The 19,062-nt window shown below is 71.6% G+C and carries 17 protein-coding genes, 1 tRNA gene and 1 pseudogene; 7 read left to right on the plus strand and 12 right to left on the minus strand.

Translation table 11 applies throughout. The annotated features are described in order from the left end of the window. The first annotated feature begins 5 nt into the window (after positions 1–5). The 3 genes from IE168_RS01350 to IE168_RS01360 are packed head-to-tail and all read left to right on the plus strand — an operon-like array spanning position 6 to position 3,637. Positions 6–1,193 carry a GNAT family N-acetyltransferase gene (locus IE168_RS01350; protein ID WP_189494339.1) on the plus strand — a complete coding sequence of 396 codons (1,188 nt, stop codon included), beginning with the start codon at positions 6–8 and terminating at the stop codon, positions 1,191–1,193. A gap of 3 nt (positions 1,194–1,196) precedes the next feature. Next, positions 1,197–2,411, plus strand: a complete 1,215-nt coding sequence (locus IE168_RS01355; RefSeq protein WP_189494341.1) for a glycosyltransferase family 4 protein — start codon at positions 1,197–1,199, stop codon at positions 2,409–2,411. After that, complete coding sequence (locus IE168_RS01360) at positions 2,408–3,637, plus strand: pyridoxal-dependent decarboxylase, exosortase A system-associated (protein WP_229822979.1); 1,230 nt, start codon at positions 2,408–2,410, stop codon at positions 3,635–3,637. Before IE168_RS01355 ends, IE168_RS01360 begins: the two co-directional genes overlap by 4 nt. Positions 3,638–3,675: 38 nt before the next feature. On the opposite strand, the gene IE168_RS01365 is transcribed toward IE168_RS01360, so the two are convergent. Genes IE168_RS01365 through IE168_RS01385 form a run of 5 tightly spaced genes read right to left on the minus strand, consistent with a single transcriptional unit; the run spans position 3,676 to position 8,734 of the window. After that, the gene (locus IE168_RS01365; protein ID WP_189494343.1) at positions 3,676–4,419 is read right to left on the minus strand and encodes an acyltransferase; all 744 of its coding nucleotides are present in this window, start codon (positions 4,417–4,419) and stop codon (positions 3,676–3,678) included. After that, positions 4,416–5,744 (minus strand): porin family protein, encoded by a 1,329-nt coding sequence (locus IE168_RS01370; RefSeq protein ID WP_189494345.1) that lies wholly within the window; start codon positions 5,742–5,744, stop codon positions 4,416–4,418. The genes IE168_RS01365 and IE168_RS01370 overlap by 4 nt, the downstream gene beginning before the upstream one ends. 19 nt (positions 5,745–5,763) lie before the next feature. Continuing rightward, the gene (locus tag IE168_RS01375; protein WP_189494347.1) at positions 5,764–6,531 is read right to left on the minus strand and encodes a P-loop NTPase family protein; all 768 of its coding nucleotides are present in this window, start codon (positions 6,529–6,531) and stop codon (positions 5,764–5,766) included. After that, complete coding sequence (locus IE168_RS01380; protein WP_189494349.1) at positions 6,528–8,114, minus strand: XrtA system polysaccharide chain length determinant; 1,587 nt, start codon at positions 8,112–8,114, stop codon at positions 6,528–6,530. The genes IE168_RS01375 and IE168_RS01380 overlap by 4 nt, the downstream gene beginning before the upstream one ends. Continuing rightward, positions 8,114–8,734, minus strand: coding sequence for an XrtA/PEP-CTERM system exopolysaccharide export protein (locus IE168_RS01385; protein ID WP_189494351.1), 621 nt, complete (start codon positions 8,732–8,734; stop codon positions 8,114–8,116). The genes IE168_RS01380 and IE168_RS01385 overlap by 1 nt, the downstream gene beginning before the upstream one ends. Before the next feature lie 132 nt (positions 8,735–8,866). Between IE168_RS01385 and galE the strand changes: the two are divergent. After that, positions 8,867–10,041, plus strand: a pseudogene (gene galE / locus IE168_RS01390) (UDP-glucose 4-epimerase GalE); the annotation flags it as partial. Here galE and IE168_RS01395 read toward each other — a convergent pair. Beyond that, a complete protein-coding gene (locus IE168_RS01395; RefSeq protein ID WP_189494354.1) occupies positions 9,932–10,801 on the minus strand; it encodes an alpha/beta hydrolase family protein in 870 nt (289 codons plus the stop codon). The pseudogene galE and the gene IE168_RS01395 overlap by 110 nt on opposite strands. Then, complete coding sequence (thiD, locus tag IE168_RS01400) at positions 10,798–11,607, minus strand: bifunctional hydroxymethylpyrimidine kinase/phosphomethylpyrimidine kinase (protein ID WP_189494356.1); 810 nt, start codon at positions 11,605–11,607, stop codon at positions 10,798–10,800. Before thiD ends, IE168_RS01395 begins: the two co-directional genes overlap by 4 nt. A gap of 169 nt (positions 11,608–11,776) precedes the next feature. On the opposite strand from thiD, the gene IE168_RS01405 reads away from it, so the two are divergent. Next, on the plus strand, positions 11,777–13,459 hold the full coding sequence (locus IE168_RS01405; RefSeq protein WP_189494359.1) for a SulP family inorganic anion transporter: 1,683 nt from the start codon (positions 11,777–11,779) through the stop codon (positions 13,457–13,459). Positions 13,460–13,649: 190 nt separating this feature from the next. Here the strand turns inward: IE168_RS01405 and IE168_RS01410 are convergent, their stop codons facing one another. From IE168_RS01410 to IE168_RS01420, 3 genes are all read right to left on the minus strand, one after another. Beyond that, on the minus strand, positions 13,650–15,059 hold the full coding sequence (locus IE168_RS01410) for a PhoH family protein (RefSeq protein ID WP_189494361.1): 1,410 nt from the start codon (positions 15,057–15,059) through the stop codon (positions 13,650–13,652). Between the two features lie 120 nt (positions 15,060–15,179). Beyond that, entirely contained in the window at positions 15,180–15,659 is a 480-nt protein-coding gene (locus IE168_RS01415; RefSeq protein ID WP_189494363.1) for a peroxiredoxin, read from the minus strand. Between the two features lie 20 nt (positions 15,660–15,679). Next, positions 15,680–16,243, minus strand: a complete 564-nt coding sequence (locus tag IE168_RS01420) for a glycine cleavage system transcriptional repressor (protein ID WP_229822980.1) — start codon at positions 16,241–16,243, stop codon at positions 15,680–15,682. Positions 16,244–16,431: 188 nt separating this feature from the next. On the opposite strand from IE168_RS01420, the gene dapA reads away from it, so the two are divergent. Both dapA and IE168_RS01430 read left to right on the plus strand, forming a co-directional pair. Further along, positions 16,432–17,343: a 4-hydroxy-tetrahydrodipicolinate synthase gene (dapA, locus tag IE168_RS01425; protein ID WP_189494367.1), complete on the plus strand. Its 912-nt coding sequence runs from the start codon at positions 16,432–16,434 to the stop codon at positions 17,341–17,343. Positions 17,344–17,364: 21 nt separating this feature from the next. Further along, on the plus strand, positions 17,365–17,886 hold the full coding sequence (locus IE168_RS01430; protein ID WP_189494369.1) for a hypothetical protein: 522 nt from the start codon (positions 17,365–17,367) through the stop codon (positions 17,884–17,886). A gap of 566 nt (positions 17,887–18,452) precedes the next feature. On the opposite strand, the gene fdxA is transcribed toward IE168_RS01430, so the two are convergent. Together fdxA and IE168_RS01440 are read right to left on the minus strand one after the other, a co-directional pair. Next, a complete protein-coding gene (gene fdxA, locus IE168_RS01435; protein ID WP_189494371.1) occupies positions 18,453–18,776 on the minus strand; it encodes a ferredoxin FdxA in 324 nt (107 codons plus the stop codon). Between the two features lie 180 nt (positions 18,777–18,956). Then, positions 18,957–19,032, minus strand: a tRNA-Glu gene (locus IE168_RS01440). Positions 19,033–19,062 lie beyond the last annotated feature (30 nt).

Genomic DNA, 19,062 nt, shown 5'->3' on the forward strand with positions numbered 1-19,062 from the left:
CATGCATGGCCCTTGGCCGCCCGGCGGCCGATCCGCAGCCCCTGTCCGGAGAGCTGCTGCCCCTGGAGCAGTGTCCCTGGCTGGCGGCGGAATGGATGGCGCTCGAACGCCGCGCCGACTGCTCGCCGTTCTCCAGCTGGCACTGGGTGTCGACCTGGCTGGAACAGCTTCCGCCCACGGTGCGGCCGCTCGTGTTCCGGGCCCACGGCAGTGGAGGCGTGGAGGCGCTGGGGCTGCTGGTCGATGCCAGGGAGCGCGGGGGCGGCCGCGTGTTCGGACGCCGCTCCTTGCACCTGCAGGAGACCGGGGATGCCGCGCTCGACGAGATCACGATCGAATACGCGGGCCTGCTCGCGCCGGACGACCGGCTCGAGAGCGCCTACCGGGCGCTCTTCGCGGCGCTGGGACGGCTGCCGCGGGACTGGCGGCGACTGCGCCTGAGCACCTCGGCGCATGGTGATGCGATCGCCGCCGCGCTGCCGGCCGGCATGCAGGCCGCCAGCGTGCGTGCGCGGCCCTGCTACCGCGTCGACCTGGGGGCGGTGCGCGAGGCGCCTGGCGGCTATCTCGAGGTCCTGGGCCGCAAATCGCGAGGCGCCCTGCGCCAGACCCTGCGTGCCTACGGTGCGCTGGGCGAGCTGCGTGCCGAGACCACCCGCGACCCCGTGCAGGCGCTGGCCTGGTTCGATGCCTTCGAAGCCCTGCACACCGCCTACTGGCAGTCGCGTGGCGTCGGTGGCTGCTTCGCCTCGGATTTCTTCGGCCGCTTCCATCGCGCGCTCCTCGCTCGCACGGCGGCCGAGGGCTTCGCGCGGATGACGCGGGTGACCGCCGGCGACACGCTCGTCGGCTACCTCTACAACCTGGGCTGGCAGGGCCGGCTGTACTACTACAACGCCGGCATGAACTACGGCCGTCTGCCGCGGCACGACCGCCCGGGCATCGCCTCGCTCTATGCGGCGGTGATGCAGGCGGCCGCCGAGGGCGACCAGACCTTCGATTTCCTGGCTGGTGACCAGGAATACAAGCGGCGTCTGTCGACCGGCGAATCGATGCTGCACTCGATCGACGTGCGCCGCGACGACATGCGCGCGGCGGTCGAACGCATCGGCAGCGGCATCATCCGCCGTGCCGCGCCTGGCGTTCCGCTCGCGGACGCCCTGGCGGCCGTGCCGGCACCCTCGGAGGAATGAGCAATGGATACCGCAAGGACCGCATCGAGCGTACGCAAGGTGCTCTACCACCACCGCACCCAGGGCAAGGCCGTCGAGGGCGTGCACATCCGTGGCGTCACCGATGCGCTGCGCGCGGAAGGCGTCACGGTCGATGTCATCTCGCTGCCGGGCGCCGATCCCTACGCCTCTCCCGGGGCCATGTCGCCGACGCGCCAGGCGCGGCCGTGGATGGGCCTCGTCACCCGGCTGCCCGAGCCGTTGTTCGAGCTGGTCGAGCTGGCCTACAACCTCGTGGCCGGCTGGCGGGTGGCGGCCTGGCTGCGGCGCAATCCCGACGTCGACTTCGTGTACGAGCGCTATTCGCTCTTCATGTACGCGACGGTGTGGCTGGCGCGCCGCCGCGGCGTGCCGGTGATCCTCGAGGTCAACGATTCGGCGATTGTCGAGCGCGTGCGGCCCCTGGCGCTCAGGCGCCTGGCGATGGCGATCGAGCGTCGCGTCTTCCGCGACGCCGACGGGCTGGTGTTCGTCTCCAGCGTGTTCCGCGACCGCGCGCGCGCCGCGCATCCGGGCATGGCGCCGGCCATCGTCACGCCGAACGCGGCCGACATCGCGAAGTTCTCGTTCTCGCAGGAGCAGCGGGAGGCGACGCGCGCGCGGCTTGGCCTCGGCGACCACGTGGTCTGCGGTTACCTCGGCGCCTTCGTGCCGTGGCACGCGATCGACGCCTTCGTGCACCGCATCGCCGACCGCCTGGCCACGGCGCCCTGGCTGAAGCTGCTGCTGGTAGGCGACGGCGCGACCTATGCACCGCTGCGCGCCTTCGTCGAAGAGCGCGGGCTGTCGGGCCAGGTGCTGCTGACCGGCCGCGTGGCGCATGACGAAGTGCCCGGCCTGCTGGCCGCGATGGACATGGCCATCCTGCCCAGCGCCGGCGACTACACCTCGCCGGTGAAGCTGTTCGAGTTCATGGCCTGCGCGGTGCCGCCGGTGGCCCCCGGCTTCGCACCGGTGCGTGAAGTCCTGGACGAGGACGAGACCGGCTGGATGTTCCCGGCGGGTGACCTCGACGCCGCGGTCGACGCCGTGATCGCGCGCAGCATGGACCCCGCCGACCTCGCGCGGGTGGGCGCCAATGCGCGCCGCCGCGTGGCCGAGCGCCACCAGTGGCGCAACAATGTCCTGCAGCTGGTGGACTTCCACCATCGCCTGCAGGCAGCAAGGGAATCCGCGTGAACACCGAACGCACGCCCATCGCATCCTCCGGCTGGCCGGTCGACGCCGCCGGTGAATTCCTCGTGGGCGGCCGTCCGCTGTCGCGGGTGGTGGCCGAGGTCGGGCGGACGCCCTGCTACCTCTACGACCGCGCGCGCATCGCCGCGCGGGCGCGAAGCCTCCGGGCCGCGCTGCCCGACGCGGTGCGCCTGCATTACGCGATGAAGGCCAATCCGATGCCGGCGCTGGTCGGCCACATGGTGGGCCTGGTCGATGGCATCGACGTGGCCTCGGGCGGCGAGCTGAGGGTGGCGATGGATGCCGGCGCCGATCCCCTGCACGTATCCTTCGCCGGGCCCGGCAAGTCCGCCGCCGAGCTCGCGCAGGCCCAGGCCGCGGGCGTGCTCGTCAACGTGGAGTCGCTGCGCGAGCTCGACCTGCTGGCGCGGGCCAGCGAGGCGACCGGCACCCCGGCGCGCGTGGCACTGCGCGTGAACCTGCCCTTCGAGCTGAAGGCCTCCGGCATGAAGATGAGCGGCGGCGCGCGCCAGTTCGGCATCGACGCCGAAGAGGTACCGTCGGCGCTGCGTGCGATCGCTGCCGCGGGCCTCGCCTTCGAAGGCTTCCACATGTTCGCCGGCTCGCAGAACCTGCGCGCGGCGGCGATCGTGGAGGCGCAGGCGCGCAGCTACGAGCTGGCGCTGGGCTGGTCGGAGCTGCTGCCCGCGCCGCTGCGCAGCCTCAACCTCGGTGGCGGCTTCGGCATCCCCTATGCGCCCGGCGAGGCCGGGCTCGACCTGGCGCCGGTGGCCGACAACCTGGCCGGCCTGGCCGCGCGCCTGGAGCGCGATGCGCCGGGCGCGCACCTGGTGGTCGAACTGGGGCGCTACCTCGTGGGCGAGGCCGGCCTGTACGTCGCGCGCGTGGTCGACCGCAAGGTGTCGCGTGGGCAGGTGTTCCTCGTGGTCGACGGCGGCATGCACCACCACCTCGCGGCCTCGGGCAATTTCGGCCAGGTGATGCGCCGCAACTATCCGGTCGCGGTGAACGGTCGGCGGGACGGCTTCGAAACCGCGAGCGTCGTGGGCCCGCTGTGCACGCCGCTGGACCTGCTGGGGGACCGGATGGAGCTGGGCGTGGCCGCACCCGGCGACCTGGTGGTGGTGTTCCAGTCCGGCGCGTATGGCCGCAGCGCCAGCCCGCGCGACTTCCTCGGGCATCCGGACGCGGCCGAAGCGCTGGTCTGAGCCCGGGTTCCTCCGTGGCCGCCGGCTGGCGCAGGCCCTCAGGCCGCTGCGGCGTCGGGAGCGGCCGTGCGCGACGGCTCGAGCATGCCGATGCGGCGCGCGGGGTTGCCGGCGACGATGCTGTAGGGCGCGACCTTCCCCGAGACCACCGCGTGCGCCGACACGATCGCGCCTTCGCCGATCTCGGTCCCGGGCATCAGCAGCGCTCCGGTGCCGATCCAGGCATGGTCGTGCACGATCACCGGCTTGACGTCGGCGGGGTCGGGCGCGCCGCCCAGGCGCCGCAGTTCGGGATCGGTGGGGTGGCCGCCGGAATCGCGGAAGGTCACGCCCCCCGCGACCTGGACATGGCGCCCGATGCGGATCTCGCGGCCGACGACGAAGCGGGTCTCGTGGGCGATGTCGGAATGGTCGCCGATCTCCAGCCGCGGCCTGCGGCTGAAGCTCGCGGCGTAGCTGATCGAGATCTTGCCGCTGATGCGCACATGATCGCCGACGACGAGTTCGCCGCTGCCCTGGACCCAGGGCACGTGGATGCCGGTGGTGACGCCGCGTCCGACGCGGGTGCAGTAGGCCTTGAACAGCGGTTCGGCGACGAAGGTCCGGCGCAGCCAGAACAGCGTGCCGCGCAGGCCGAGGAACAGCCAGAGGTAGGGCCGGACCAGCACGCGTGGAGCGGGCAGGGTGAGGCCGCGGCCGGCGACGCGCACGCGCCGGGCGGCGCTGGCCATCGGGTGTCCGGAGGTGCGTGCCCAGTGGCGCAGGCCAGCCAGCGTGCTCATCGCGGACGGTTCCCGTAGGACACCCACAGGTACCACACGTTCTGGCGGACCTCGTTGTCGAACACGCCGCTGTCTCGCTCGTAGCGGTACCAGCTCAGCGACGTGGCCCAGTGCGGGGTCCAGCGCTTCTCCAGCACGAGCCCGGCACGGCGGGTGTCGTCCTCCGCGGCCAGCTGCACGTACTCGGTGCGCTCGGCGCTGGCCCAGCCGGTCAGGGTCATCGTGGGCGTCAGGCGGTAGTCCACGCCCAGCATGATCCCTTGCTCCTTTTCATCGGCTACGAGGGTGTCGATGTAGCGCAGGCGCTGGACATGGCCTTCGATGCGCCAGCCCAGACGCTCCCCCTGCTGGTCCCAGGCGAGGGCGACCCGGCGTTCGCGGTAGGCGGAGGGAATGATGGTCCCGTCGTCGACCAGCACGCTGCCGGGCACCACCGGCTCGCCGCCGCTGCCGCCGCCGATCGCGATGCCCTCGGCGAGCGCCGCGTCCGCGGCGTCGGAGAACTGGTTGATCAGCGTGGCGGAGAGCCGCCCCCGTTCGGCGGGGCGCCAGCCGGCCTCGAGCCGGACCAGCGGTCCGTCGCGGGTCTCGCCGTCGGCATAGTCGAGCCGGGTGTAGCCGGCGTCGATGGCGTAGTCGGTGGAGGCCTGGACGCGTTCGTAGCGGGCGTAGACATCGGTACGCTCGTGGTCGCGCGCGACCAGGTCGACGTCGTAGTCGACGTCGCTCCACTGCGCGTTGAAGCCCAGGTTGCTGCGATCGTCGAATTCGTGGGTGAGCCGCAGCGCCGCGCCGACCCGGCTCGAGTTGAAGGCGTCGGTGACTTCGGCGTGGCTGTCGATGTAGCGCGCCTCGAACCTCCCCTGCAGCCTGCTCCCCACGTCGAACAGCAGGTTGGGCCCGAACGACAGCACGTTGACCTGCTGGCGGTTGTCGGGGGAGTCGGCGTCGAACCGGTCGATGGCCTGCAGTTCGAGCTCGTCGCGCAGGGTGAAGCTGAGGCGGTCCGGGATGGCTACCCAGTTGAGGTAGGCCGACAGCATGCCCTCCACACCGTCGTCGAGCCCGCGCTGGAATTCGCGGTAATCGGCGCGGCCGGCGACCATGGCCTGGACCGTGGAGCCTTCCTGGGTGACCAGGAAGCCGAGTCCCGCCCGGAGGATGCGCTGACCGTCGGGATCGACCGGCACCAGGCGCGGGTTGTCATCGTGCTCGACCCCCGCGTCGAGCACGTAGTCGATGCGCGCGGCCGCGGCCGGCGCGGCGGCCAGCGCCAGTGCGACCGCGCCGGCGATCGCGGTGTACCGGGTGCGGAACCTGTCCATGGCGCGTCTCCCTGCCGTGTCAGTGGTTGTCGTTGAAGACGACGCCGGCGAGCTTGGCCGGGTCGAAGTTGGCCGCGGCCTTGTCGATGGCGTCCAGGGTGACCTTGCCGTAGCCGGCCACCAGCACGACGATGTCGGCGAGGTCGGACAGGATGCGCGCGTCGGGCGAGTTCAGCGCCGAAGGCGCGTCGAGGATGATGTAGCGGTTCGGATCGGCCGAGCGCAGCGAATCGATCATGGTGCGCGCCCGCGCCGAGGTGAAGTACTCGCCCGCGATCTCGCGCACGCTGCCATTGGGGATCAGCTGCAGGCGCGGGATGCCGGTCGGGTACTGGATCGCCTCGAGCTCGTCGACATCGCCGCCGAGGTAGTCCATCAGCCCACAGTGGTCGCTGCCCGCGGCCAGGGCCGCGTGCTGGCTGGGATGCAGCGCGTCGCAGTCGATCAGCATCGCGGTCTTGGCCTCGTCGAAGGCGAAGGCCAGCGCCAGGTTGCGGGCGACGAAGCTGCCGCCGCAGCCATGGCCCACCGGGGCCACGAGGGTCACGAAGTTCTGGTTGCCGCGCAGCCCGAGCAGGCGCGTGCGCAGGTCGCGAAAGGCGTCGGCCTGCACGCGAACCGAGTCCTGGCGGTGGATCAGCCGGCGCTCCTCGAGCGTGCGCGGCGACAGCGGAGCGTCGTCCATGCGCGCGAGGTCGCGCGCGCCGTCGCGCCGCACGGGCGCGTGCCGGGCAGGTCCGTGGGCGGTGGCCGCGGAGCGGGGCGGCGTCAGCGGAACGGTGTTCATGCGGCCACGATCCTGTAGGCATATGTCAGGCCGTAGACCAGCACCACCGACGCGACCATGGCGACGGCAAGCGCCATGGATGCGTATTCGCGCCGACGTTCGCGCGGCGTCGGGTAGGCCGGCACCGTGGTCAGCAGCGGCAGGCCGGAATGCTTGACCAGCAGGTGCGGCGAACGGATGCGCGGATCGAAGCGCGCCACCGCGAACACCAGCGCCAGCGGGATCGCGACCGCCACCAGCAGGCCCGCGGCCGCGATGTGCATGAAGCGCAGTCCGGACGGACGCAGCGGCATCGTGGCCGGGTCCTGCACGCGCAGGGTCAGGCCGCGGTTCTCCTGGTCAAGACCCATCGACACCCGGGCGTTCTCGCGGCGGCGGAGCAGGTCCTGGTAGATCTCGCGGTTGACCTCGTAGTCGCGGGTGAGTTCGGCGAGCGCGCCTTCGGAGGCGGCGATGCGGCGGCTGCGGTCGAGCTCGTCGTCCAGAAGCGACTGCGCCACCTGCAGGCGCGAGCGGGTGGCCGCGCTCTCGCGCCGCGCCTGGGCGAGCTGGCTGCGCAGCTCCTGGTAGAGCGGGTTGGCCTGGGCCTCGTCGGACAGCGCGCCCGGAGCCGCCACCTCGCGGCGGTCGCGCTCATCGGCCAGCATCCGGTTGATGTCGTCGATCTGGTGGCGCAGGCGCACCACGTCGGGATGCTGTTCGGTGTAGGCCAGCAGCAGGCGGTCGCGCTCGGCCTGGAGTTCGATCAGGCGCGTCCGGTACAGGCCCTCGCGGGTCTGTACCGCGGTCACGGCCGACTCGCCGGAAAGCTGCGCGGCAATCGACGACTCGCGCGATTCCTGCTCGAGCAGGGCCATGCGCGTCTGTTCGACCTGGGTGCGCAGCGCGCCGATGCGGGTGGTGGCGTCGGCGGCGCTGCCGGGCTGCGCGTCGACGTTGCGCGACTGGTAATCCTGCAGGTTGGCCTCGGCGCTGGACAGCTTGGCGTGGTACTCCTGCACCTGGCTGTCGATGAACTCGTAGGCTTCGCGGCTCTCGCGCTCCTTGGCGGCGGCGGCCTCGCGCATGAACATGTCGCCGAAGGCCTCGGTGATGCGGTACGCGCGCTCCGGGTCGCGGTCGCGGTAGCTGATCTGGACCAGGTCCGGCCGCGGGCTGTCGATCATCGTGCGGTTGCGGATCTCTTCCATCAGCCGGTCCTGCTCGACCGGGCTGGGGGTCCCGTCCAGCCATCCGCCCACCGCCAGGGCTTCGGACAGCACCTTGCGGCCGTAGATGATCTGGCGCGCCATGCCGGCACGGTCGGCGACTCCGGTGGGCACGGCGCGTCCCTCCAGCAGCGGCTGGATGATGTCGCTGTCCTGGGCCAGGATCGTGACCGACGCGGTGTAGTTGCGAGGGATCACGAACAGGCCGACGACCAGGGTGAGCAGGGCGATGGCGGTGAAGATTCCCGCCAGCGGCACGATCCGCGACCGTGCTTCGCGCAGCAGGATCGGCAGCAGTTCGAGCGGTGCAAGCTCGGGCGCCCCGGGGGCCGGCAGGCCGGGCCGACGCGGGGCGGCAAGTGCGCTGGAGGCCATCAGAATGCCCGCTCGGGAACGGTGATCACGTCGCCCGGCGCCACCAGGTGGTTGGTGGTCAGGTCGCCCCGGCCCAGGATGCGGTCCAGCCGCACGGCGTAGCTGGTCGTGGACTCCTGGCCGCTGCGGCGGTACAGGGCGGCGCGGTCGGATGCCGCGAACTCGTTCACCCCGCCCGCGGCCAGCACCGCGTCGAGCACGGTCATGCCCTGGCGGAAGGGAATCGAGACCGGCTGCCGGACGGCGCCGGTGACGCGGATGCGCGACAGGTATTCGTGGCTGCGCAGGTCGGTCAGGATCACCGCCACCTGGGGCTCGCGCACATAGGCCGCCAGCTTGTCCTGGATGTCGGCGGCCACCTCCGCCGGGGTCAGGCCGCCGGCCACCACGTCCCCCACCAGGGGCACGGAGATGCGGCCGTCCGGACGCACGGGCACCGTGATCCCCAGTTCGGGGTTGCGCCAGACGGTGACCTGGACGATGTCGTCGACGCCGATGCGGTATTCGCCGACCGCGGCCTGCGGCTGGTCGGGGGGCACGCTGGTGGCGCCACCGGACGACGCGCAGGCGGCCAGCAGGGCGGCGAGCGCGAGGAGGATGGACAGGCGGAACGCGATCATCGGGTGGCTTCCACGGCAACGGACTGCCTGTGAGAACGCGGAATTCGCCGGACTGCGGTCAGCGCCTGCACCCGCCGCCACCCGCGCCGGACTTTCGCGTACCCTGCCGCCACTTCGACGCGAGGAGGTCCGATGCGCATCCTGGTCACCGGCGGCGCCGGCTACATCGGCAGCCACACGTGGACGGTCCTGGCCGAGCGTGGCTTCGAGGCCACCATCGCCGACAACTTCTGCAACAGTTCGACGCGGGTGCTCGAGCGCCTGGAGGCGATCTCCGGCCGGCGTCCGGACCTGCGCCGCGTGGATCTGCGCGACCGCGCGGCGGTCGACGCGCTGTTCACCGGCGCCGGCTTCGACGCGGTCATCCACTTCGCGGCGCTGAAGGCGGTGGGCGAATCCTGCGAGCGCCCGCTGGATTACTTCGACAACAACATCGCCGGCACCATCCACCTGCTGCAGGCGATGCGGGCGCATGGCGTCGGGCGCCTGGTGTTCAGTTCGTCGGCGACGGTCTACGGCGACCCGGACTCGGTCCCGGTGCGCGAGGATGCGCCGCTGCGCGTGACCAACCCGTACGGCCGGACCAAGCTGGTGATGGAGCAGCTGATCGGCGACCTGTGCGCCAGCGACCCGGACTTCCACGCCGTGAACCTGCGCTACTTCAACCCGGTCGGGGCGCATGCGTCCGGCCTGATCGGCGAGGCGCCGGGTGGCGTGCCGAACAACCTGATGCCCTATGTCTGCCAGGTCGCCGTGGGCCAGCGCGAGCGGCTGTCGGTCTTCGGCGGCGACTGGCCGACCGTGGACGGCACCGGCGTGCGCGACTACATCCATGTCGTCGACCTGGCGCGTGCGCATGCCGACGCGCTGGACTTCCTGGTGCGCGAGAAGCGCAGCGCCAACATCAACCTGGGCACCGGGCGCGGCACCAGCGTGCTGGAGCTGGTGCGGGCCTTCGAGCGCGCGTCGGGGCGCGAGGTGCCGTTCGAGGTCGTCGCGCGCCGGCCCGGCGATGTCGCCGAGGTCTACGCCGATCCTTCGCTTGCGCACGAGCTGCTCGGCTGGCGCGCCGGGCACGACATCGACGCCATGTGCCGGGACGCCTGGCGCTGGCAGTCGCGCAACCCGCGCGGCTACGAGGACGGGGCCGGCGGCGACTGAGGTCTCGCCGCGTCAGGCCGCGTTCCGCGCCCGGGCTCAGCGGTCGAAGAAGTCTGCGACCGCGCCGGGCGACTTCATCCACTGGAAGTGGTCGGCCGGCACGCCCAGCGCCGCCGCGTCCAGGGTGGCGACCTCGGCCTTCGCCTGCGGCAGCCTGGAGAGCAGGTGGCGCAGCGACGACGCCGGCGCCAGCCAGTCGCGATCGAAGACCACGGCGCGCAGCCGCACGCGCGCCGCGGCCATGCCCGGTTCCAGGTCGCCCAGCCCGGCCGCGGCATAGCGGCCGCTGAGGGCGGTGCCGGCCCAGTCGCGCATCACGCCGCGGGCCTCGTTGCCGCCGAAGCCGATGCGGCGTCCGGGCAGGCTTCCGGCGCGGTCCGCGAGCCAGGGCAGCACGCGGTAGGCCAGCGGCAGCCACAGCCGTTCGCGTGCCGGGAACGCGCGCCAGTACGGGGCGCCGCAGCCGGCCAGCCAGAGTTCGCCGCAGGCGTCGGGCGCCAGGCCGGCGCGGCAGGCGGCGAGCTGCCCGCCCAGGCTGTGGCCACCGGCCACGCGCGGCAGCGCCGGGAGCGCGGCGGCCACCGCGGCCTCGCTGGCCGCCAGGTCGAGCTGCAGCAGTTCGCGATAGCCCCAGTCGCAGTCGCGGCCGGCGCGCAGGCTGCTGCTGCCGTGGCCACGCCACTCGTGCAGGAACACCGCCGTGCCGCGCCGGGCGAGGGCCTGCGCCAGCGGCAGGTAGTGGCGCGCGGCCACGCCCAGGGCAGGAAGCCAGAGCAGGCTGCGCCGGGCGCCTACGGGCACGATCGAGATGAGTTCGAAACGGTGGCCGTCGCCGGCCTCCAGCGCGATGGCGGCCGGCGCCGCCGCCCCGCCGGCCGGCGCCGCCGCCCCGCCGGCCGGCGTCATGCCGACGGGCGCGCCGCGAAGTGGCCGAGGACCAGCACTTCGCTGCGGCCGGGGTGGACGCCCAGGCGCAGCGCCTCGCGGATGTAGTCGATCGCGCCCGCGCAGGCTTCGGGCAGGGCCTGGCCGAGGCAGAGGTTGGCGGCGATCGCCGAGGCCAGGGTGCAGCCGGTGCCGTGGCCGTCCACGCGCAGGCGCGGACCGCGGAAGGATTTGCGGATGCCCGCGTCGGCATAGCGGTCGACGACGTCCCCGCGCTCGTCGAGATGGCCGCCCTTGAGCAGCACCGCGGCGCTGCCGGCGGCCAGGAACGCATCGAGCGCGCGCTCCGCGTCCGCGGCATCCGCGATGCGCCGGCCCAGCAGCAGCTCGGCCTCGGGGATGTTCGGCGTCAGCAGGCTGGCCATCGGCAGAAGGCGGGTCCGCATCGCGTCCAGCGCATCGGCTTCGAGCAGGCGCGCACCCGAGGTCGCCACCATCACCGGGTCGACGACCAGGTGGGGAGGGCGATGGGCCTCGAGGGCATCGGCAACGGCATGGATCACCTCCGCAGACGCCAGCATGCCGAGCTTGACCACGCCGATCCGGAAGTCCTCGAAGCAGGCGTCGATCTGGGCGCGCAGGAAGCCCGGCGGTGGCACGTGCACCGCGGTGACGCCGCGGGTGTGCTGGGCGGTCAGCGCGGTGATCGCCGACAGCCCATGCACGCCATGCGCGGCAAAGGTCTTGAGGTCGGCCTGGATGCCTGCCCCGCCGCCGGAATCGGAGCCGGCGATGGTCAGTGCGGAGACGATGTCTGTGCTTGGCATCCGCGGATTATGCCGGATGGCAGAGGCCCGCCTGGATGCCCGGATCCTGGAGGCCGCTGCTGGCGCTGCGCGCGAAGTACCGGCGCTGAGCGGGGTGGCATCCGGCGCGCGGTGCGTCAGAATCGTGGGCCACGGAGTCCAGGAGGAATGTCCAGGGGATGACGCGCACATGATCGCCATCGTGGAGGCCGCCCGCGCCGGCCTGCTCAGGCCGGGCAACTGGGCGCGGAACGTGTCCGCCGGCGTGGTCGTCGGCGTGGTCGCGCTGCCGCTGGCGATGGCGTTCGCGATCGCCTCGGGCGTGACGCCGGCGCAGGGCCTTTATACCGCGATCATCGCCGGCATCGCGGTCTCGCTGTTCGGCGGCTCGCGGGTGCAGATCGCCGGGCCCACGGGCGCTTTCATCGTCATCCTCGCCGGCGTGGTCGCGCAGTTCGGCATCGAGGGCCTGCTGGTGGCTACGCTGATGGCCGGCGTGATCCTGGTGGCGATGGGCCTCGCGCGCCTGGGCGGCGTGATCCGCTACATCCCGGACCCGGTCATCGTGGGCTTCACCGCGGGCATCGCGGTCATCATCTGGGTCGGGCAGTGGCAATCCTTCTTCGGCCTGCCGGCGCCCGATGCCGGCCCGTTCTATCTCGAGACCTGGCGCCTGCTGGGGTCCTTCGCGCAGCTGCACTGGCCCACCACGCTGCTCGGGCTGGGCAGCCTCGTGCTCGCGCTGTACGGGCCGCGGATACCGGGCCTGGCGAAAGTGCCGGGACCGCTGCTGGCGATGGTCGCGGCGACCGCGGTGACGGTGGCCTTCGAGCTTCCCGGCATCGCCACGATCGAGTCCACCTTCGGCGCCATCCCGCGCTCGCTGCCCACGTTCGCGGTGCCGTCGATCGGCTTCGACGACGTGATGCTGCTTCTCCCATCGGCCTTCACCATCGCCATGCTGGGCGCGATCGAGTCCCTGCTGTCGGCCGTGGTCGCCGACGGCATGGCCGGCACGAAGCACGACGCCAACCAGGAGCTGGTCGGGCAGGGCATCGCCAACATCGTCTCGCCGCTGTTCGGCGGCATCGCGGCCACGGGTGCGATCGCGCGCACGGCCACCAACATCCGCAACGGCGGCAACGCCCCGATCGCGGGCGTGGTGCACGCGCTGGTGCTGGTGCTGGTCTTGCTGGTGGTGTCGCCCTGGGCGGGCAAGGTCCCGCTGGCGTCGCTGGCGGCGATCCTGTTCGTGGTGGCGTGGAACATGAGCGAGGCGCCGCGCTTCATCCGCATGGTGCGCAAGGCGCCAACGGCGGACGCGGTGATCCTGCTGATCACGTTCGTGCTCACCATCCTCGCCGACCTGGTGGTGGCGGTGAACATCGGCGTGATCCTGGCGATGCTGCAGTTCATGCGCCGGATGAGCGCGTCGGTGGAGGTGGTCGAGCACACGCAGTCGAGCCTGCGCCACGAGCTGGCGGATGCGGGCATGGACTCGCTGCCGAAGGACGTGCTGGTCTATTCGATCGACGGGCCGTTCTTCTTCGGCTCGGTCGATTCACTGGAGCGTGCCCTGTCGTGGTCGCGGCAGCCGCCGCGCTTCGTGGTCCTGCGCATGGAGCGGGTGCCCTTCATCGATGCGACCGGGCTGAAGCGGCTGGAGTCCACCATCGGCAGCCTGCGTGCGCGCGGCGTGCAGGTGCTGCCCGTCGGCGCGAACATGGCGGTGCTGCGCAAGCTGGTGCGCGCGGAAGTCGTCAGCCGGGATCTCCCCGGCAGCTACTTCAAGGACCTGTCGGAGGCGCTTCTCTACGTCAGGGCGCAGCGGGTTCCGAACGACGACGAGGCTGCGGCTTCAAAGGTGTCCTGACCCCATCGACCCGCCATCGGGACGCCTTCGCAGTCCCGGTTCAAGCGCGCTCCTGCTCCTGCTCTTACTCCCACCCCACGGGACGGCTGGCAGGCGGAGGGTGTGCGGGCACCTGGCCGGCAATCAGGAGCGGCTCCACCGCGACGCCGGCCAGGTGCCCGCACACCCTCCGCTTTCCGGACACCCGTCCCTACAACACCTCGGACGCGTAATCCGCCAGCCGCGAGCGCTCGCCGCGACGCAGGGTGATGTGCGCGCTGTGCGCCCAGTGCTTGAAGCGGTCGACCGCATACGTCAGGCCCGAAGTGGTTTCGGTGAGGTACGGCGTATCGATCTGCTCCACGTTGCCCAGGCACACGATCTTCGTGCCCGGCCCGGCGCGGGTGATCAGCGTCTTCATCTGCTTCGGCGTCAGGTTCTGCGCCTCGTCCAGGATCAGCCAGCGGTCGAGCAGGGTGCGCCCGCGCATGAAGTTCATCGAGCGGATCTTGATGCGCGAGGCCAGCAGGTCGTTGGTGGCCGCGCGGCCCCAGCTGCCACCCTCCTTGCTGCTGCTCGGCAGCAGCACCTCGAGGTTGTCGGTCAGTGCGCCCATCCACGGCGTCATCTTTTCCTCCTCCGTGCCCGGCAGGAAGCCGATGTCCTCGCCCACGCTGATGGTGGCGCGGGTCATGATGATCTCGCGGTAGCGCTGCGCGTCCATGGTCTGCGCCAGTCCCGCGGCCAGCGCCAGCAGGGTCTTGCCGGTGCCGGCGGTGCCGAGCAGGGTGACGAAGTCGATTTCCGGGTCCATCAGCGCGTTGAGCGCGAAATTCTGCTCGCGGTTGCGTGCGGTGATGCCCCAGACCGCATGCTGGTGGCTGCGGTAGTCGTCGACGATCTGCAGCACCGCGCGGTCGCCGTCCACCGAGGCCACGCGGAATTCGGACTCCTCGTCGCCGGGCAGGTACAGGTACTGGTTGGGATGCCAGTCGTCGTTCTCGCCGCGGCGCAGCTCGTAGTACGTGCGCCCCTTGTCGGTCCAGGACTTGAGGTCCTTGCCGTGGCGCTGCCAGAAGTCATCGGGCAGCGCGGTGGCGCCGGTGTAGAGCAGGCTGAAGTCGTCGAGCGCGCGGTCGTTCTCGTAATCCTCGCTGGCGATGCCGGCGATCGCGGCCTTGATGCGCAGGTTGATGTCCTTGGACACGAACACAACCGGCAGGTCGGCACCGTCCTCCGCGCGCAGCGCCAGGATCGCGCCGAGGATGCGGTTGTCCGGGGCCACCGCGCCGAACGAGGTCTTGTCCTCCTTCGGCACCGTGGTCTGGAAGCGCAGCACGCCGCTGGAGCCGGCGCCGCGCAGCTGCAGGCCGCCGGGGCGCTCGAGCTTCAGGCCCGAGGCGATGCGGTCCGCGCCCTGGGCCTCGATCAGCTCGTTGATGAAGCGGCTGACCTGGCGCGCGTTGCGGCTGGCCTCGGAGGTGCCCTTCTTGCCGTTGTCGAGCTCCTCGATCACCTGCATCGGCAGGTAGACGTCGTGCTCCTCGAACTTGAACAGCGCGGTGGGGTCGTGCATCAGCACGTTGGTGTCGAGTACGTAGATCCGCTTGCCGTGGTTCATCAAGGCCTCAGTCCGTGCGGGTGTGCGTGGTGAAGGGTGGCGCTGGAGCAGGTGTGGCCCACGCGAAGGCCGCCGCGGCCCGCTGGGCGGGGCGGCGCTGCGCGCGGGCAGGGCGGTGGATCACCGGGCGCGCGCTTCCTTCAGCGCCTGGAGCACGGCATCGGCATGTCCGGGGACGCGCACCTTGCGCCAGGCGCGTGCGACGCGGCCCTCCGGGTCGATCAGGAAGGTGCTGCGCTCGATGCCCATCACCTTGCGGCCGTACATGTTCTTTTCGCGGATGACGTCGAAGGCGCGGCACAGGGCCTCGTCGGCGTCGCTGACCAGCGGGAAGCGGAAACCCTGCTTCGCGCAGAAGTTGTCGTGCGACTTCACCGAATCGCGCGACACGCCCATGACGCCGGCGTCGAGCGCGTCGAACTCCGGCAGCAGGGCGTTGAAGTCCAGCCCTTCGGTGGTGCAGCCGGGCGTGGAGTCCTTCGGGTAGAAGTACAGCACCACCCAGCGCCCTGCGTGGTCGGCCAGCGTCGCGGTCGTGCCGCCGGAGAGCTGCAGCGGGAGCCTGAGGGTGGTGCTGTCGAGCGTGTCGCCTTCGTTCATCCGTATGCCTGCCAGCGCGCTCAGAACTTCATCGGATCCATGATCGCGTCGAGGTTGAGGTGGTCGCAGAACTCGAGGAAATCGTCGCGCAGGGCGGCGATGTGCATGTCCGCCGGGACACCGATCGTGACCTGGGCCGAGAACATGTCGGCGCCGGTCTGCATGGCGCGGTAGCGCGAACAGTGCAGGCTCTCGATGGTGATGCCCTGGCGGTCGAAGAAGTCCGCCAGTTGGTAGAGGATGCCGGGCTTGTCGGACGCCACCACCTCGACGATGTAGGGCAGCAGGTTGGACTGGATCGGCTTCGGACCGGTGCGGTACCAGACCAGCTTCAGGCCTTCCTCGCGCTCCAGGCGCGTCAGCATGGCCTCGAGCTTGGCGACCGCGTCCCAGGATCCCGTGGCCAGCGCGGTGACCGAGACGTCGCGCCCGACCGTCGACAGGCGGGTGTCGACCAGGTTGCAGCCGCTGTCGGCGATGCGCCTCGACACCGCCAGCAGCGGCGAGCGCGGATGCGTCGTGTAGGCGTTGATCAGGAGGTGGTTCTCGGTCGGCGCGGGCCGGGATGTATCGGTGTCGGTCAAAGCGGAGTCCACGGAGTGCGGTGGGGGCGCCGGTTGCCGGCTGCCGTGCGGCCCTGGACGCGGGCGCTGTCGCCGCCCTGAGGCTGCGGCCAGCATACTTGCCCGTGCTTCGAGGCCGCAAGTAAGATCCCCGGAGCCGCGCGGCAGCCGCGCGGCGCTCCGCACGGCTTCCCAACCGCAGGTCCAGCTTGCATCTTTCCGGCAGCATCACCGCGCTGGCGACGCCGTTCACGGCCGCCGGCGACCTCGACATCGACGCCTGGCTGCGCCTGGTCGACGCGCAGCTCGCGGGCGGCACGCAGGCGCTGGTGGTGGCCGGATCCACCGGCGAAGCCGCGGCGCTGGCGCCCGCCGAGTACCAGGCGCTGCTCGGCGCCGCGGTCGAACGCGTCGCCGGTCGCGTGCCCGTGGTCGCGGGCACCGGCCAGTCCGGAACCGCGCACACCATCGAACGCACGCGCGTGGCCGCGGCCTGCGGCGCCGACGCCGCGCTGGTGGTCACGCCGCCCTACGTGCGCCCGACGCAGGCCGGCCTGGTGGCGCATTATCGCGCGGTCGCCGACGACGGCGCGCTGCCGGTGGTGCTGTACAACGTGCCGCCGCGCACCGGCTGCGACATGCAGCCCGCCACCGTCGCCGCGCTGGCCGGCCACGAAGCCATCATCGGCATCAAGGAAGCGGTGGCCGACGAGGCGCGGATGCAGGCACTGCTGCCGCTTGCCGGCCCCGGCTTCGCGATCCTGGGCGGCGACGATGCCACTGCGGCGCGCGCGATGCTGGCAGGGGCCGACGGCCTGGTGTCGGTGGCGTCGAACGCCGCGCCGGCCGCGTTCCGCCGCCTGTGCGACCTCGCCCGCGGCGGTGACGCCGCCGGCTGCACCGCGCATGCCGCGGCGATCGCCGCGCTGGTGGAGTTCTGCGGCGTAGAATCCAATCCCATCCCGGTGAAGGCGCTGCTGGCGCGGCTCGGCTTCGGCCACGTCGACGGCATCCGCCTGCCGCTGCTGCCGCTGTCGGCGGCGCACGCGGCCACCGCCGACCGCATTGCCGGCGACATCGCGGCACTCGAACAGACCTGCCGCGACGCAGTCGCGGCCTGACCGATCCAGCAGGAGACAGCCATGCAGCTTTCCCGTTCCATGATCCGTCCGGCGCTCGCCGTGGCCATCGCCGCGACCCTGGTCGCCACCGCCGGCTGCAGCTGGTTCCGCAAGGACAACGCGCTGTACACGGCCGCCCCGCAGGACCGCCCGCTGGAAGTGCCGCCGGACCTCGACCGTCCCGACACCAGCTCGGCGATGCCGGTGCCGTCCAGCGGCACCACGAGCGTGACGCGCTCGGGGATGGCGGCGCCCGCCGCTGCGCCGCAGGCCTCGAACGGCTTCACCGTGGCCGCGCCGCGCGACGAGGTCTTCGGCCGCATCGAGCCGGTCCTGGCCGGCATCGAGGGCGTGAGCGTGGTCAGCAAGGCGCAGTTGCTGGGCACGTACGACGTCGACGCCGGCGACAGCAAGTTCCTGGTGCGTGTCAGCCAGACCGATTCGGGCAGCTACGTCTCGGCGGTCGATCCGCGCGGCGTGGCGGCGACCGGCGCGGACGCGGTGCGGGTGATCGAGGCCCTGCGCGCGGCGCTGGCGCAGTAGTCTCCGGCCGGGACCACGTCCCGGGTCGGAAACGCGAAAGGCGCGGCCCTGGCCGCGCCTTTTTCGTGGTTCTTCTCCCGACTGAGGGAAAGGGCGCGGGTGGGGGCATCGCGGCGCTTCGACGCATGGCCTGCTGCCGCTCATGTCCCCCGATGCCGGCCCCACAGGGGCCGGCATCTCCTCCTTGACTTCCCGTCAGCAGGCCACGCGCCGAAGCGTGCAAGGCCCCGGTGCGCCGTTGGAAAAAGCGCGGCGTGGGCCATTGGTCCCTGCGCGAGCCGCGAGGTGCGTCAACGCTCCGCCCTTCTCCAGCGGCTCCGGGTGCGACGCTTCCACCATCCCTCGACCGGCGGCACTGTTCCGGACTACGGTGCGATGCCTGCTGACGGGAAATCAAGGAGGAGGCTGTGACCACAGGCCGCAGCCGGGGGACATGAGCGGCAGCAGGCATCGCACCGCAGCACGACCACCCTCCCGCCGGCCGCGTCAGGGATCAGCGCAGCGCGCGATCCCTCACTTGGGAGAAGAACCTTTTTTGTATCCGGGGCCGGCGACGGCCCCTCGGCTCAGCGCTCCAGCAGCGGAAGCTTGCCGGGTTTGCCGTCCCAGTCCTCGGCGCCGGGCAGCGGCTCCTTGCGGGTGGTGATCACCGGCCACTCCTTCGACAGCTCGGCGTTCAGGGCCACGAAGCCCTCCTGGCCGGCGGGGACGTCGTCCTCGGCGTAGATGGCGTTGATCGGGCACTCCGGCTCGCACAGGGTGCAGTCGATGCACTCGTCGGGGTCGATCACCAGGAAGTTCGGCCCTTCATGGAAGCAGTCCACCGGGCACACCTCGACGCAGTCGGTGTACTTGCACTTGATGCAGTTCTCGGTGACGACGAAGGGCATGGCTCGCTGGACTCGCTGCGCTGGACAAGACGGATGCGCATTGTAGCGCCCGGCCGCCGCGGATGAACGGCGCGCAGGATGCAGGGCCGGAACGTTCCAGCCTGGAATGCGCTTGGCCGGAACATGTTTGGTCGGGAACGGACAGGGCCCGCGACGTTGCCGGCGCGGGCCCTGGGGATATGGCGCTCCCTACGGGATTCGAACCCGTGTTTTAGCCTTGAGAGGGCCACGTCCTAGGCCTCTAGACGAAGGGAGCATTTGGAGCATTGCCGCTCCCGGAGGGCGG

The sequence above is a fragment of the Luteimonas padinae genome, from assembly GCF_014652935.1.
Classification (GTDB): domain Bacteria; phylum Pseudomonadota; class Gammaproteobacteria; order Xanthomonadales; family Xanthomonadaceae; genus Luteimonas; species Luteimonas padinae.

Excerpts from the sequence above, each read along its gene's own strand:
- IE168_RS01350 (WP_189494339.1), top strand. The coding sequence starts at position 6 with ATGGCCCTTGGCCGCCCGGCGGCCGATCCGCAGCCCCTGTCCGGAGAG.
- IE168_RS01355 (WP_189494341.1), top strand. The coding sequence starts at position 1,197 with ATGGATACCGCAAGGACCGCATCGAGCGTACGCAAGGTGCTCTACCAC.
- IE168_RS01365 (WP_189494343.1), bottom strand. The coding sequence starts at position 4,419 with ATGAGCACGCTGGCTGGCCTGCGCCACTGGGCACGCACCTCCGGACAC.
- IE168_RS01370 (WP_189494345.1), bottom strand. The coding sequence starts at position 5,744 with ATGGACAGGTTCCGCACCCGGTACACCGCGATCGCCGGCGCGGTCGCA.
- IE168_RS01375 (WP_189494347.1), bottom strand. The coding sequence starts at position 6,531 with ATGAACACCGTTCCGCTGACGCCGCCCCGCTCCGCGGCCACCGCCCAC.
- IE168_RS01380 (WP_189494349.1), bottom strand. The coding sequence starts at position 8,114 with ATGGCCTCCAGCGCACTTGCCGCCCCGCGTCGGCCCGGCCTGCCGGCC.
- IE168_RS01385 (WP_189494351.1), bottom strand. The coding sequence starts at position 8,734 with ATGATCGCGTTCCGCCTGTCCATCCTCCTCGCGCTCGCCGCCCTGCTG.
- IE168_RS01395 (WP_189494354.1), bottom strand. The coding sequence starts at position 10,801 with ATGACGCCGGCCGGCGGGGCGGCGGCGCCGGCCGGCGGGGCGGCGGCG.
- thiD (WP_189494356.1), bottom strand. The coding sequence starts at position 11,607 with ATGCCAAGCACAGACATCGTCTCCGCACTGACCATCGCCGGCTCCGAT.
- IE168_RS01405 (WP_189494359.1), top strand. The coding sequence starts at position 11,777 with ATGATCGCCATCGTGGAGGCCGCCCGCGCCGGCCTGCTCAGGCCGGGC.
- IE168_RS01410 (WP_189494361.1), bottom strand. The coding sequence starts at position 15,059 with ATGAACCACGGCAAGCGGATCTACGTACTCGACACCAACGTGCTGATG.
- IE168_RS01415 (WP_189494363.1), bottom strand. The coding sequence starts at position 15,659 with ATGAACGAAGGCGACACGCTCGACAGCACCACCCTCAGGCTCCCGCTG.
- IE168_RS01430 (WP_189494369.1), top strand. The coding sequence starts at position 17,365 with ATGCAGCTTTCCCGTTCCATGATCCGTCCGGCGCTCGCCGTGGCCATC.
- fdxA (WP_189494371.1), bottom strand. The coding sequence starts at position 18,776 with ATGCCCTTCGTCGTCACCGAGAACTGCATCAAGTGCAAGTACACCGAC.